Source organism: Micromonospora sp. NPDC005087 (assembly GCF_042872965.1).
In the GTDB taxonomy this organism is placed as follows: Bacteria; Actinomycetota; Actinomycetes; order Mycobacteriales; family Micromonosporaceae; genus Micromonospora.
Genome location: NZ_JBIALB010000014.1, coordinates 167,685 through 179,849, shown reverse-complemented (window position 1 = coordinate 179,849; position 12,165 = coordinate 167,685). Strand labels below are relative to the sequence as shown.

Below are 12,165 nucleotides of genomic sequence, written 5' to 3'. Positions count from 1 at the left end.
CCCGGCGGTTCGCGTTCAGGCCGGGACCAGCACGGCCTCGCGCAGCAGGCGGCGGGCCAGGGTGACCCGGTCGGCGTCGTCGGGCAGCCCGGGCAGGTCGCCAACCCGGGTGACCGCGCCGCTGAGCAGGACGCGGACCGCCGGCTCGCAGTCGGCGGGCAGGGTGATGGTGCGGTCGAACAGCCGCAGCGCCACCGTGTCCGTCCCGTGCGGCCCGAGCTGCCAGCGTAGGCCCGGGCGCAGGGTGAGCAGGGAGTCGGCGTCCAGTGCGGCCAGCGCGCCGGCCTGCGCGAGCGGCCGGATCGGCGCCGGGCGGGCGGCCGGCCAGGCCCGCTGCCGTAGCCGCGCGGCGACGGCGCCCGGATCGACGCGCAGCAGCCAGTCCCGTAGCGCCTCCACCGTCTCGGTCAGCTCCGGTTCGATGGCGTCCGGGTCGGCGACGTCGGTGCCGAACGGCAGGCTCGCCCGCAGCCGCTGGTCCTCGGCTGCGAGGGTGAGCAGCTCCTCGACCAGGGCGTAACGGGTCAGCGCGCGGATGCCGATGGTCAGGTGCAGGGAGCTGGCCTCCTGCGCCTGCGCGCTGTGCAGCCAGCCGCGCGGCAGGTAGAGCGCGTCGCCGGGGGCGAGCACCACGTCCAGCGCGGCGGGGCCCTGCGCGGTGGCGCCGACCTCGTCGGCGCGGCCGCCCCAGGGCTGCTTCTCCAGTGGGTCGGGCAGCACCGGCGGGTGGATTCGCCAGTGCTTGCGACCGTCGACCTGGAGCACGAACACGTCGTGGGTGTCGTAGTGGGTGGCGAAGCCCTGGCTGCCCGCGGGGGTGAGGTAGGCGTTGATCTGCAACGGTTGGCTCAACGCGAGGCCCAGGTCGCGGGCGAAGTCGATCAGCGGCGGCCACATCCGGTGCAGGCCCTGCAGCACCAGGGTGGCGCCGGAGGCGTACTGCTCCAGGACACGCTCGTCGAGCACCTGGTCGCCGATCTCCGCGCCGGCGCCGCCACCGCCGGTCCAGCGCGCCGCCGGGACGAGCTGCCCGTCCCTGGCGACGCGCAGGAAGGGGGTACGCAGACCGCGCCGGCTGAGCAGCTCGTCGGCGTCGGCGGGGCTGAACAGGTCGGTGAAGCCGGCCGGGTCGGGCAGCTCGGCGGCGCGGGACAGCAGCGGGGTGTGGCCCCAGTGCGCGGCGGCGAACTTGGCCGGTTCGACCGAGACGCAGCGGGCCAGCGCGGCGGCGGAGCGCACGGACGGAACCGCCGGGCGACCGTGGCCGCCCGGCGGGTCGAGACGTGTCATGACGCTGCCGTCACCGCGCGCCGCCGTCGGCGCCACCGTCCTGCTGGCCGGGGGTCGCACCGCCGTCGGCCGGGCCCTCCGCGCCACCATCCGCGCCACCGTCCTGGCGACCCGGGGTCGCACCGCCGTCGGCCGGGCCCTCCGCGCCACCATCCGCGCCACCGTCCTGGCGACCCGGAGTGGCACCGCCGTCGGCCGGGCCCTCCGCGCCACCATCCGCGCCACCGTCCTGGCGACCCGGGGTCGCACCGCCGTCGGCCGGGCCCTCCAGGCCGCCGCCGCCCGTGGTCTGCATGTCGTCATCGTTGAGTGCCATCGGTACTCCCTCGGGTGTGCCGCCCCGCCGTACGCCGGGGTTCGTCGTGCTGCGGGTGGTACCCCACGCGCGATCTTCTCTAACCCACACCGTAGACGCCGAACCGGGGCGACACGGGCGGTTCACCGGGCGGCGCGGATCGGTGCCAGGATGCAGGGGTGATCCTGGTGGGCACGTCCGGCTGGCAGTACCGGGACTGGCGCGGCCGCTTCTATCCGGAGGGGCTGCCGCAGCGGCTCTGGTTGGAGCACTTCTCGGCCGGGTTCGCCACCGTCGAGGTCAACAACGCCTTCTACCGGCTGCCCGAGCGGGACACCTTCGCCGCTTGGCGGGCCCGGACACCGGACGACTTCTGCGTGGCGGTGAAGATGAGCCGCTACCTGACCCACATCAAGCGACTACGTGACCCGGCCGAGCCGGTGGCCCGGTTCCTCGGCCGGGCGACCGCGCTCGGTGACCGGCTCGGCCCGGTGCTGCTGCAACTGCCACCGAACCTGCCGGCGAACGTCGACGCGCTCGACGCGACGCTGCGGCTGTTTCCGGCCGACGTGCGGGTGGCGGTGGAACCACGCACCGCCGACGGACGCGGTAGCCGCCCCGCACGGCTGAACCCGCCCGACGGTCGTCGGGCGGGCTCACGGCGTCACGGCAGCATCCGGGCCAGGTCCTTGGGCATGGTGTCCTTGACGTCCTGCCATTCGCCCTGGGTGACGTGCCGGCGCAGGGTGTCGAGCACCACCTGCGTCACCCGCTCCGGACCGCCCTCGACGTCGTACGGGAATCCTTGGCGCACCTCGTAGAGGAAGTCGTCCCGGTTGAGCTTGATCGGGACGTCCGAGGGGTTCCAGCCGTCGAAGTAGATCCCCCGGACCAGGATCGGCAGCTGCTGGGCGAACTCCACGCTCTCGTTCACCGGCAGCCGGTCCCGCAGCAGGTGCAGCACCGTGCGCAACGCCGCGTACGACTGGTTGCGGCGGTCCTTCGGCCAGCCGTAGGCGTTCTCGATGTCCTTGAGGATGAGGTTCGTCTTGTCCAGCGAGGACTCGAACGCCGAGATCATCGTGTCAGCCATCGGTCGACCCCCGTTCCGCGGTGTCCCACCGCTGGTCGTCCCTGCGCCGTGGCGGCCCCGCCGGGCCGCGTCGGGCCCGTATCGGACTGCCCTGCGGCGCGCGCCGGGCGTTGTCGGCCGTACCGACCACGTGCAGGACGGCACCACGCCGTCTATCCGCCACCAGTCGAACCGTCATCCCCGTCACCTCCGTGTCGTCTCCGGCGCCGGCCGCCGTCACGACCGCACGCACCTGCCAGCCTGCCCGTCCGGTGGGTGACCCGGCCCCACCCGGAACGGGTGAGCCGGACGACGCCGGTCAGTCCGTGCCGAGCAGCCCGGCGAGGGTCTTCGCGTTCGTCTGCGCGTAGTCGCGGTAGCAGTTGTTCATGAGCACGTGCGTCTGCCCGGCCTCGTCGGCCAGCTCGCGCAGCTTCGGCGCCCAGTCGGCCAGCTCCCGTTTGGAGTAGTGGTAGCCGAACTTCTCGTGGATGTCCTTGCTGGTCCACTTGTCGCTGTGGCCGTGGAAGCGCATCACGGCGAGGTCCGCGGTCGCGGCCAGCACCGGGGGCAACGACGAGCGATGGCCCTGCGGCATGTCCACACAGACGTACGGCAGCCGGTGCTCCCGCAGGAAGGCGAGCGTCTCGTCGGCGTTGGCGCCGTCGAACCAGGAGGCGTGGCGGAACTCGTAGACCGGCCGCAGCGGCGCGCAGCGCTTCGCCACCTCTAGCAGGTACTGCTTGTTGTCCCGCTTGATGGTGAACCAGGGCGGGAACTGGAACAGCAGCGCTCCCAGCTTGCCCGCCTCGACCAGCGGGTCCAACGCGGACAGGAAGCGCGTCCACACCTCCTCGTACGCCTGCGCGGGCAGGTCGTCGGGGTAGATGTTCTTTTTGTCGGTCTCCGGGCGCAGGTCCTTGTAGAGCGCGCTGACCCGGGTGGGATGACCGGTCAGCAGGCTGAACGCCTTGATGTTGAACGTGAAGCCGGCCGGGGTGCGCTCGGCCCAGAGCCATGCGGTCGCCTCGGCGGGCGGCGAGTAGTAGGTGGCGTCCACCTCGACCAGCGGAAACTGCCGGGCGTAGTACGCCAGCCGCTTCTCCGGCGTGTCCGCGGTCTGCGGATACCAGCCCGAGTCCAGCAGCGTGCGGTCGGTCCAGGACGCGGTTCCCACGAGGATGTCACCCATGGGTGGAGTCCATCGCGTCGTGGACCGACCGGCAACCGCTGGCGTCGCTCAGGCCGCCCGCCGCTCGCGGGTCTGCTTGCAGGCCACGCAGGTGGTGGCGGACGGGAAGATCTCCAGCCGCTCCACGGGGATCGCCGCCGAGCAGCCTTCACACCAGCCGTAGGTGCCCTCCGCGAGCCGGGCGAGGGCGTGCTCGTACTGGGCGCGGCGGTCGAGGATGGTGCGCAACAGGGACTGCGCGGTGTCGCGCTCGGCCGTCTTGGTGCCGCTGTCGGCCTGGTCGTCACCCGCGGTGTCACCGACCTCCACCAGCCGCAGCACCTGGCTCTGCAGCACGGCCTGCTCGTACTCCGCGGACAGCTCGTCGTAGCGCGCCTGGAGGGAGAGCCGGATCTCATCGATCTCCGCCTGGGAACGGCCCGTACCGACCGTGTCGTGGACGAGCATCGCTGCCTGCCTTTCCTGGGCCTGGTCTAGGTGAACCGGGATGCCGGCGGCACCTGGCCCCGGTCACGGTCGCATCTGGTGCGCGGGCGGTCACCCGCGCTCTGTGAGCCGGGCGAGTACCCGCCCGGGCAGTCGAGCAAACCGGCGAATTTGACCGAGACTCCGGGCCGGCGGCGGCAACGTCCGCGAGCGTTATACCTCTGAGGTATATCTATGACTCTGAGGTATAACGCTCGTGACCGTGTTGGGCTGGCACGAGGTTGGGCCGAGGAAGCAAGGGCGCGTGGCAGCCGGACAGCGATGAGGTGCCGCGGCCGCCGGTTGTCAGGCGTCGGCGCCGGGCTCCACGAGTGCCGGGCGGCGGGGGTCGTCGGCCCGCACCACCACATCGGCGAAGCTGGCCGGGACGACCTCCTCGGCGTACCGGTCGAAGGCCGGCAGGGTCCAGTCCTGGGCCGGTTCGGTACGTCGGCGCAGCGCCGCGGCGGACAGCTCCAGGTGGATGGTGATGTCGAAGGGCAGGCCGCCGCCGAGCAGCAGCGCGCCGCTGACGAGGACCACGCCGCCCGGCGGCAGGTCGACGTAGCGGGCGCGGCTGGCCCGGTCGGCGACGGCGTCCCAGAGCGAGGGGAGCAGCCGCCCGGTGCCGCTGGGGCCGGCCGGGTCGAGGACCTCCCGGCGCAATCCGGCCTCGTCCACCCAGCCCTCGTAGTAGGCGTCCGGGTTGGTCCGGCCGAGTTCGAAGCGCAGCGACGCGGGACGGAGGAAGTCGGTGGCGCGTACGTGCAGCACCGGACGGCCCCGGGCGCGCAACGGTTCGACCAGCGCGGCGGCCAGCTCGTCCGGGCCGGCGGCGGGGGCGCCGTCCACCGCCACGCGCAGGCGCGCGGGCCCGGCGGCGGCGGTCGCGGCGTGGGTCGCGGCGTCGGTCAGCCGGCCGGTCAGCTCGGTGACGAGCAGGTCGGGCGAGATGGGGCGGATGCGCACCCTGACCATCCTGCCCCGGGCCGGGCGGGACGCCGGCGCCGGTCAGCCGGTCAGCCGGTGCGGTCGATGGTGACCCGGGCGTCGTCGGCCAGCCGGTAGCCCACGCCGTAGACGGTGGTGACCAGCGGGACGTCGACGCCGACCTTGCCGCGCAGCCGACGCACGTGCACGTCGACGGTGCGGACGCCGGCGTGCTCGTAGCCCCAGACGGCGTTGAGCAGTTGCAGTCGGGTGAAGACCCGGCGGGGATGCCCCACCAGGTGCAGCAGCAGGTCGAACTCCAGCCGAGTCAGCGGCAGCGGCTCGTCGTCGCGCAGCACCGACCGGGACGAGGCGAGGATGTGCAGGGCGGGAATGGTCGGGCTCAGTGCTCGGGCCGGCGACCGGTTGGCCGGCACCGCGTCGGCGCGGCGTTCGACCGGGACCGAGCTGGTGATCACAGCCTCGCCGCGTTCCAGCAGCTCGCGGGCCGCCTCCAGCAGCCGGCGTGCGGGCGGTGTCAGCGACTCCTCGCAGGCCAGCGGGATGGACAGCGTCACGGTGAGCACGGGCGCGGCGGTGTTCGCCGGGCGGCGCTGGCCGCCCGGCGGTCGACCGGGCACCGCGGGTTGGGACGTATGCCATCCGGCGCGCGACGAGGCGGGGCTGACCGACATGGTCCTCCTTGGCTGGTCCGGGTATCTCCCCACGGCCCGGGACGCCGCTTCATCGATGCTTCCCGGCGCCCGGGCGAGGGTCAAGAGGCGGCTGCGTTGCATGAATGTGACAATTGACGAACACATCGGAGCCACGTGCTCGCTCTGCGTACGAGGCTAGATGATTAGAGCAGAGCCGCCCGGATGACCCGATACGGGGGTCCCCGTCCGGTTCACCGCCGCCCGTTCCGCCGCCCGCGGATTTGAAAGTCGAGGGATGTTCAGCGGTTGCGGTCCACGCTGATCCACAACTCGTCGGCCAGCCGGTAACCCACTCCGTAGACGGTGGTGACGACCGGCACCCCGGTCAGCTTGGCGCGCAGCCGGCGGACGTGCACGTCCACCGTCCGGGCAACCGCGTGTTCGTAACCCCAGACGTTGGCCAGCAGCTGGAGGCGGGTGAAGACCCGGCGCGGCCGCTCTGCCAGGAACAGCAGCAGCTCGTACTCGATGCGGGTCAGCGGGACGACCCGGTCGCCACGGCGGACCATCCGCGAGCCGGCCAGGATGCGCACCTGGTCCCCGTCGGCGGCAGACGGCTCCGCGCTGTCGGTGGGGGCCGGTCGCGACGTCGGCGGGACATCGGCGACGGTGCGCAGCCGGCCCTCCCCCGCCTCGGCCAACTCGCCGAGCAGCTGCACCAGCCGGGTCAGCCGGGGGCTCAGCGGCCCCGGGGCGAGGTCGAGGGTGATGGTCAGGGTCGGGCCGGTGCGCGGGCGGGCCGGCGTGGCCCGGTCGGGACGGCGCGCCGGGTGAGGGCGCGCGGGGATGGCGACGACGGACATGGTGCCTCCTGAGATGGCGGTACGCCCGCCACGCCCGGTGCGGCGTGGCGGTCAGCGGCGTGCCGGGCCGGCGGTGACCGGGGACGCGAGGGGGGACGCGCGGTGCAGCGGCGTCGGGCCGAGAGCGGGCAGGCCGGCGATGCGCCAGGCGGCGAAGCCGCCGGCCACGTCGGTGGCCCGGTGCAGGCCGATGTCCTGCAGGGCGGCCGCGGCGAGCGACGAGGTGTAGCCCTCCTGGCAGAGGATCACCACCGGCACGTCGTAGTCGACCGCCTGTGGCAGGCGGGCCGGACAGCGCGGGTCGAAGCGCCACTCCAGCACGTTGCGCTCGACCGCGAGCGACCCCGGCACGACGCCGTGTGCGGCCCGCTGAGCGGTCGGGCGGATGTCGACCAGCAGCGCGCCGGCTCGGTAGGCCAGGTGCGCCCGCTCCGGGTCCAGCCGGTCGAGCCGGGCGCGCGCGGCGGCCAGGATCTCGTCGACGCCCCGGGAGCCCGGCGGCGGCACGGGGGCCGGGCAGCGCTCGGCGGTTACCTGCATTCTCGGTTCCTTCCGGTAATGGGGGTGGATGGTGGCCGTCCGGTCACCAGGACCGGCCGGCCTCGGCGACCTCGGCGACCCGCAGCCGCCCGTCGAGGAGGTGGTAACGGGTCATCCGGCGCGGCGCCGGCCGGTAGACGTGCACGCTGACCGCCGGCGTCGTGCCCCGGTTGGTCACCGTGTGGACGTGGCGGGGGCCGAAGCGGCGACCGGCGCCGGCGGGCAGCACGCGTGGGCGCAGCCGACCGCCGGCGACGATCTCCTCGGTGAGCGCCCCGGCGACCACCCGGAACGCTCCGGCGGAGCCGCCGTGGTCGTGCAGGTCGGTGCCCTGCCCGGGCAGCCAGCTCAGCGCCCACACCTCGTGCTGGGCGTCGGCGGCCAGCCGGGCGTACCAGCGCTCGTCGGGGTCGAACCGCAGCGTCACCGGCCAGTCGGACGGATCGGCCCAACGGGCTGCGAGGGCGAGCAGGTCGGGCTCCGGGCGGCGGTGGGTCATGACGGTCCTCGCGGGTCGGTCGGCGGGTGCCCCCGTACTCTAGCCGGTAAACCCTATAGGTTTAGTAGGTAATTCCAGCAGGCGGGACGCCGGTCACGAGGGCGCCGACTCAGCGCAGGACCGGCGGGTCCACCCGGTAGCCGGGCAGCGACGGCCACCGCACGGTCAGCACCACCGAGGCGTACTCGGCGTACCAGGAGTGGTCCACCCCCCGGGCCCACACCACGTAGTCGCCCGACGCCGCCAACCGCACCGTCCGATCCGGAAGCTCCACCCGGAACCGTCCCTCGATCAGCACGAGCAGCGTCGTCCGCCGTTCCCCGGTCGCCCACCGCGAGCGGGCCTCCCCGGGCGGGTGCACACCCCACTTCACCTCGACGTCGGCGCTGTGCCGGACCTCCCCCGGCGGCGCGAAGTGCCCGAGCAGCCATCCCGCGTTGCCGGCGCCGTCGACACCGGCGTTGCCCACGTACACCGTCTCACCCATCGGACCCTCCCCCAGCACGCCGGCCGAGCAACCTATCAGGGCCCACGCGACTAACCTGGACCGGTGACCGAGGACCTCGACGCCGAGACGCTGGCGTTCGCGCACCGGATGTTCGACCTGGCCCGCTCGGGCTCAGCCGAGGAGCTGACCGCCCAGGTCGACGCCGGCCTGCCGGTGAACCTGACGAACGACAAGGGCGACACGCTGCTGATCCTGGCCGCGTACCACGCGCACCCGGACACCGTCGCCGCCCTGCTGGCTCGCGGCGCCGACCACTCCAGGATCAACGACCGGGGCCAGACGGCACTGGCCGCCGCGGTCTTCCGCAGCAGCACCGACGCGGTTCGCGCGCTGCTCGCCGCCGGCGCCGACCCCGCGCACGGCAACCCGTCCGCGGCGGAGACCGCGCAGTTCTTCGACCTGCCGGAGATGACGGAGCTGCTGCGGGCCGGCTGACACCGGCCCCGCCAGCCCGGTATACAGGGTCGGTGGAAGATCCCCTGCCCGAGCAGATGCGCGCCGCCGGCTCCGCGCTGCTGGCCGCGCTCGACGCGACGGCCCGTGACCGCGCCGTGCACCCGTTCGACGACGAGACGGCCCGACGCTGGCTGGAGTACCGGCCCCGGCCCCGCCCCGGCGCCTGCCTGGCGGAGCTGGACATCGCCGGGCGCAAGGCCGCGCACCGGCTGCTGGCCACCGCGCTCAGCCCCTCGGCGTACGCGCAGGCCATGGCGATCGTCGCGCTGGAGGAGGTGCTGGACCGGGCCGAGGGCTGGCAGCGGGGGCGGCACAGCGGCGACTACTGGATCGCGGTGTTCGGCGATCCGGAACACGACGACCGCTGGGCGTGGCGGCTGGAGGGCCACCACCTGTCGGTGAGCATGACCGTGGTGGACGACCAGGTCTCCCCCGCCCCGGTCTTCTTCGGCGCCAACCCGGCGGCGGTCCGGTACGCCGGCCGGCCGGTCTCGCGGCCACTCGGCCCCGAGGAGGACCTGGCCCGCGCGCTGCTCGACGCGATCGGCCCGGCCGAGCGGGCCGCAGCGATCATCGCCGACGAGGCCCCGGCGGACATCATCAGCGCCACCCGCGGGCGTGTCGACACCCCGTTGGAGCCGCTCGGCGTGCCGGCGAGCCGACTGGGGCCCACCGGCCGGGCGCTGCTCGACCAGGTGGTCGCGCTGTACCTGGACCGGCTGTCACCGGAGCTGGCGATCCGGGAGGCACGCCGGCTCGACGGCGGCCAGCTGCACTTCGCCTGGGCCGGCCCGACCCGCCCCGGGCAGCGGCACTACTACCGGGTGCAGGGCGACGACCTGCTGATCGAGTACGACAACACCACCGAGAACGGCAACCACGCGCACACCGTGCTCCGCCGCCCGGCGAGCGACTTCGGCGCCGACGTCCTGGCCGCCCACCACCAGACCGACCCCCACTGACCGGCTCTGACCGGTGGTGGGTCAGGGGTGGGTGGCTTCGATGAGGAAGCGGTGGGCGTGGGCCACGAACGGGCCCTCGGTGGTGATCCGGTGGTGCAGGGCTCGCAGCTGTGGCCGGTAGCGGTCCACAGTGAAGTCGGGCACCGTCCAGATCACCTTGCGCAGGAACCAGACCACCGCGCCGATGTCGTGGAAGACCGCCCGCAGTGTGGCCCGGCGCAGGTCCACCACGGTCAGGCCGGCGGCCCGGGCGGCGGCGACAGCCTGCTCGGGGTGCCGCTGGGTCGGCGGCGGCAGCGGGCCGAGCATCGCCTCGCTCACCTCCCGCATGGTGCCCGGCCCGATCTGCTGGGACAGGAACGTGCCGCCCGGACGCAGCACCCGGGCCGTCTCGGCCCAGTCGGTGCGGACCGGGTGCCGGCTGACCACCAGGTCGAAGGAGGCGTCGCGGAACGGCAGCGGCGCGGCCGGGGTCACCGCCACCACCGTCGCGCCGACCCGGCGCAGGGTGCGCCGGGCGACCTCGACGTTGGGCGGCCAGCCCTCGGTGGCCGTCAGCAGCCGTGGTGGCCGGGGGACCTCGGCGAGCACCTCGCCACCGCCGGTGTCCACGTCTAGCGCCGCGTCGGCGTGCGCCATCCGGTCGGCGACCAACCGGGCGTACCCCCAGGGTGGGCGTTCCTCGGTGGCCCGACCGGCCAGCCAGTCGAAGCCCCAGCCGTCGACCGGCTCGGCGGCCGCTTCCGCGATCAGGTCCTCGACGTCGCGCTCAGTTTCCACGCCGGCCAGCCTCGCCGGCCGCCCCCACCGCTGGCAACGCATTTGCCGCCGCGCCGTCCGCTCGCCGCCCGCTCGCCTGGCCGGCCGCGCAACGCGGTGATCCACTCCGTATCGCCGACAGCGGGGCATCCCTCGGGCCGGGACACCGCGACATCGCCGACACCGAGTCGATCATGCCGAGCGCCGTGCGTGCGCGGGTCGCGTCAGGGGCGAGGGCGGACGACCTCGGCGGTGGAGCCGGCCACGCCGCCGAGCGCGTCGAACGTGCCCGCCTCGGTACGGCGCGGCCCGTCGAACTGGCGCATCAGCCGGGCGCCCAGGTGCACGCCGACCCCGCCGACGGCCAGCGCGACCAGCTCGGTGAACAGGATCGCGGCTGACGCGCCACGCTGCGGGGAGTGCGCCCGGATCAGGCAGGTGAGCAGGAACATGCCCGCCATCGTCGCGTTCACCAGGTTGAAGGCGACGGCGGTGCGGCGGGTGCGGTCACCCGGCACGTCCCACAGGTCGACCATTCCGGCGATCGCGGTCATCGCGGCGGCGAACAGGGCGGCGACGCCGGTCCAGTAGCCGACCTCGCCCAGGAAGGCCGGCCCACCGATGACGTCGGTGAGATCGAAGACGGTGGCGCTGACGAAGAGCCCGAGCGGGAACGTCACCAGCATCGGTTGGATGGGGTGCCCCTGCACCCGCAGCCGGCTCTGCATCGGTCCTCCCCCGGGTCGGCGCAGCTCACCAGTACCAGAGTGCTACCCGAGCCTTACAACGGCGAAACAACGCCATCGGACTCGCCACCGACCGGGAGAACGGGCGCCCCGGCCGCGCCCTCGACGCCGGACTGCCGGAAGCAGGCAGGGCGCGGGCCGGCTGGGTCAGGTGTCGCGTTGCCGGGAGACCGTCCGGACCAGGCGCTCAGCGACCTCGCGCAGCGGGATGGCCAACGAGGACGCGGCGGTACGCAACACCTCCAGCGCCTCGGCCGGCGGGCACCCGCGCTGCGTCATGATCACGCCGACGGCCTGCCCCACCACCCCCTCGTGCAGCAGCGCGGCGTCCCGCTCACCGGCGAGGGCGAGCTGGCGGCCCCGGTCCCGGACGGCGGCCAGCAGCAGGCCGGCGTGCTCGGCGAGCAGCATCGCGGTCAACTGGTGCTGCGGGGTGAGCAGGTCCGGCGCGGCGGCGTACAGGTTGATCGCCCCGATCACCTGGTCGTCGATGTCGACCGGCGCGGAGATCACGCCGCGGACCCCGAGGTCGCGGGCGCGCGCCGTCCAGGCCGGCCACCGTGGCTCCCCGGCCAGGTCGACGGCGAGGATCATCTCCCGGCGCCGGATCGCGCTCATCGCCGGCGAGTCGGGCCCGTTCCGCAGGTCGTCCAGGCCGGCGAGCCGCTCGTCGGAGGCGGCCACCCCGGCGGGCTCGCCCGCGCGCAGGGCCGTGAACCCGCACCAGCGCACGCCGGCGACCGCGTCCCGGGTGACCCGGACCAGCGCCAGCAGCGCCTCATCGAAATCGGTCAGCGTGATCAGGCCGGCGGTGAGCTCGCGCAGCAGCGCGGCGGTCTCCAGCACACCGAGGCTCTGCAGCACCGGCTCCCGCGTGTCCAGGTTCACCGGTCCACAGCCCCCGTACGCCCCCGCGCACACCCAGCGAGCCT

At 74.1% G+C, this 12,165-nt stretch carries 16 protein-coding genes and 1 pseudogene; 3 read left to right on the top strand and 14 right to left on the bottom strand.

Going from position 1 to position 12,165, the window contains the following annotated elements; all coding sequences use genetic code 11:
- Positions 1–15: 15 nt before the first annotated feature.
- On the bottom strand, positions 16–1,290 hold the full coding sequence (locus ACFYPS_RS27725; protein WP_354967683.1) for a JmjC domain-containing protein: 1,275 nt from the start codon (positions 1,288–1,290) through the stop codon (positions 16–18).
- A 10-nt stretch (positions 1,291–1,300) separates the two neighbouring features.
- Positions 1,301–1,606: a hypothetical protein gene (locus ACFYPS_RS27720; RefSeq protein ID WP_354967682.1), complete on the bottom strand. Its 306-nt coding sequence runs from the start codon at positions 1,604–1,606 to the stop codon at positions 1,301–1,303.
- Between the two features lie 158 nt (positions 1,607–1,764).
- On the opposite strand from ACFYPS_RS27720, the pseudogene ACFYPS_RS27715 reads away from it, so the two are divergent.
- Positions 1,765–2,178 (top strand): annotated as a pseudogene (locus ACFYPS_RS27715) (DUF72 domain-containing protein); the annotation flags it as partial.
- A 71-nt stretch (positions 2,179–2,249) separates the two neighbouring features.
- On the opposite strand, the gene ACFYPS_RS27710 reads toward ACFYPS_RS27715, so the two are convergent.
- The 9 genes from ACFYPS_RS27710 to ACFYPS_RS27670 form a co-directional block, all read right to left on the bottom strand.
- Positions 2,250–2,678: a DUF2267 domain-containing protein gene (locus ACFYPS_RS27710; protein ID WP_354967681.1), complete on the bottom strand. Its 429-nt coding sequence runs from the start codon at positions 2,676–2,678 to the stop codon at positions 2,250–2,252.
- A gap of 298 nt (positions 2,679–2,976) precedes the next feature.
- Complete coding sequence (locus tag ACFYPS_RS27705) at positions 2,977–3,849, bottom strand: DUF72 domain-containing protein (RefSeq protein WP_354967680.1); 873 nt, start codon at positions 3,847–3,849, stop codon at positions 2,977–2,979.
- Positions 3,850–3,897: 48 nt separating this feature from the next.
- Positions 3,898–4,296: a TraR/DksA C4-type zinc finger protein gene (locus tag ACFYPS_RS27700; RefSeq protein WP_089021162.1), complete on the bottom strand. Its 399-nt coding sequence runs from the start codon at positions 4,294–4,296 to the stop codon at positions 3,898–3,900.
- A gap of 324 nt (positions 4,297–4,620) precedes the next feature.
- The gene (locus tag ACFYPS_RS27695) at positions 4,621–5,283 is read right to left on the bottom strand and encodes a uridine kinase (RefSeq protein ID WP_354967679.1); all 663 of its coding nucleotides are present in this window, start codon (positions 5,281–5,283) and stop codon (positions 4,621–4,623) included.
- 50 nt (positions 5,284–5,333) lie between these two features.
- Entirely contained in the window at positions 5,334–5,939 is a 606-nt protein-coding gene (locus ACFYPS_RS27690; protein ID WP_354967678.1) for a winged helix-turn-helix domain-containing protein, read from the bottom strand.
- 260 nt (positions 5,940–6,199) lie between these two features.
- Entirely contained in the window at positions 6,200–6,763 is a 564-nt protein-coding gene (locus ACFYPS_RS27685) for a winged helix-turn-helix domain-containing protein (protein ID WP_354967677.1), read from the bottom strand.
- Positions 6,764–6,814: 51 nt separating this feature from the next.
- Positions 6,815–7,303 carry a rhodanese-like domain-containing protein gene (locus tag ACFYPS_RS27680; RefSeq protein WP_354967676.1) on the bottom strand — a complete coding sequence of 163 codons (489 nt, stop codon included), beginning with the start codon at positions 7,301–7,303 and terminating at the stop codon, positions 6,815–6,817.
- 43 nt (positions 7,304–7,346) lie between these two features.
- The gene (locus ACFYPS_RS27675) at positions 7,347–7,802 is read right to left on the bottom strand and encodes a cysteine dioxygenase family protein (protein ID WP_354967675.1); all 456 of its coding nucleotides are present in this window, start codon (positions 7,800–7,802) and stop codon (positions 7,347–7,349) included.
- 109 nt (positions 7,803–7,911) lie between these two features.
- Positions 7,912–8,289: a signal peptidase I gene (locus ACFYPS_RS27670; protein ID WP_354967674.1), complete on the bottom strand. Its 378-nt coding sequence runs from the start codon at positions 8,287–8,289 to the stop codon at positions 7,912–7,914.
- Positions 8,290–8,397: 108 nt separating this feature from the next.
- Between ACFYPS_RS27670 and ACFYPS_RS27665 the strand changes: the two genes are divergently transcribed.
- Positions 8,398–8,745 (top strand): ankyrin repeat domain-containing protein, encoded by a 348-nt coding sequence (locus ACFYPS_RS27665; RefSeq protein ID WP_387328050.1) that lies wholly within the window; start codon positions 8,398–8,400, stop codon positions 8,743–8,745.
- 32 nt (positions 8,746–8,777) lie between these two features.
- Entirely contained in the window at positions 8,778–9,728 is a 951-nt protein-coding gene (locus ACFYPS_RS27660) for a DUF3500 domain-containing protein (RefSeq protein ID WP_354967672.1), read from the top strand.
- A 21-nt stretch (positions 9,729–9,749) separates the two neighbouring features.
- On the opposite strand, the gene ACFYPS_RS27655 is transcribed toward ACFYPS_RS27660, so the two are convergent.
- The 3 genes from ACFYPS_RS27655 to ACFYPS_RS27645 form a co-directional block, all read right to left on the bottom strand.
- Positions 9,750–10,508 (bottom strand): class I SAM-dependent methyltransferase, encoded by a 759-nt coding sequence (locus ACFYPS_RS27655; protein ID WP_354967671.1) that lies wholly within the window; start codon positions 10,506–10,508, stop codon positions 9,750–9,752.
- Positions 10,509–10,711: 203 nt separating this feature from the next.
- Entirely contained in the window at positions 10,712–11,215 is a 504-nt protein-coding gene (locus ACFYPS_RS27650) for a DUF2231 domain-containing protein (RefSeq protein ID WP_354967670.1), read from the bottom strand.
- Between the two features lie 165 nt (positions 11,216–11,380).
- Entirely contained in the window at positions 11,381–12,121 is a 741-nt protein-coding gene (locus tag ACFYPS_RS27645; protein ID WP_387328013.1) for a GAF and ANTAR domain-containing protein, read from the bottom strand.
- Positions 12,122–12,165: the final 44 nt, after the last annotated feature.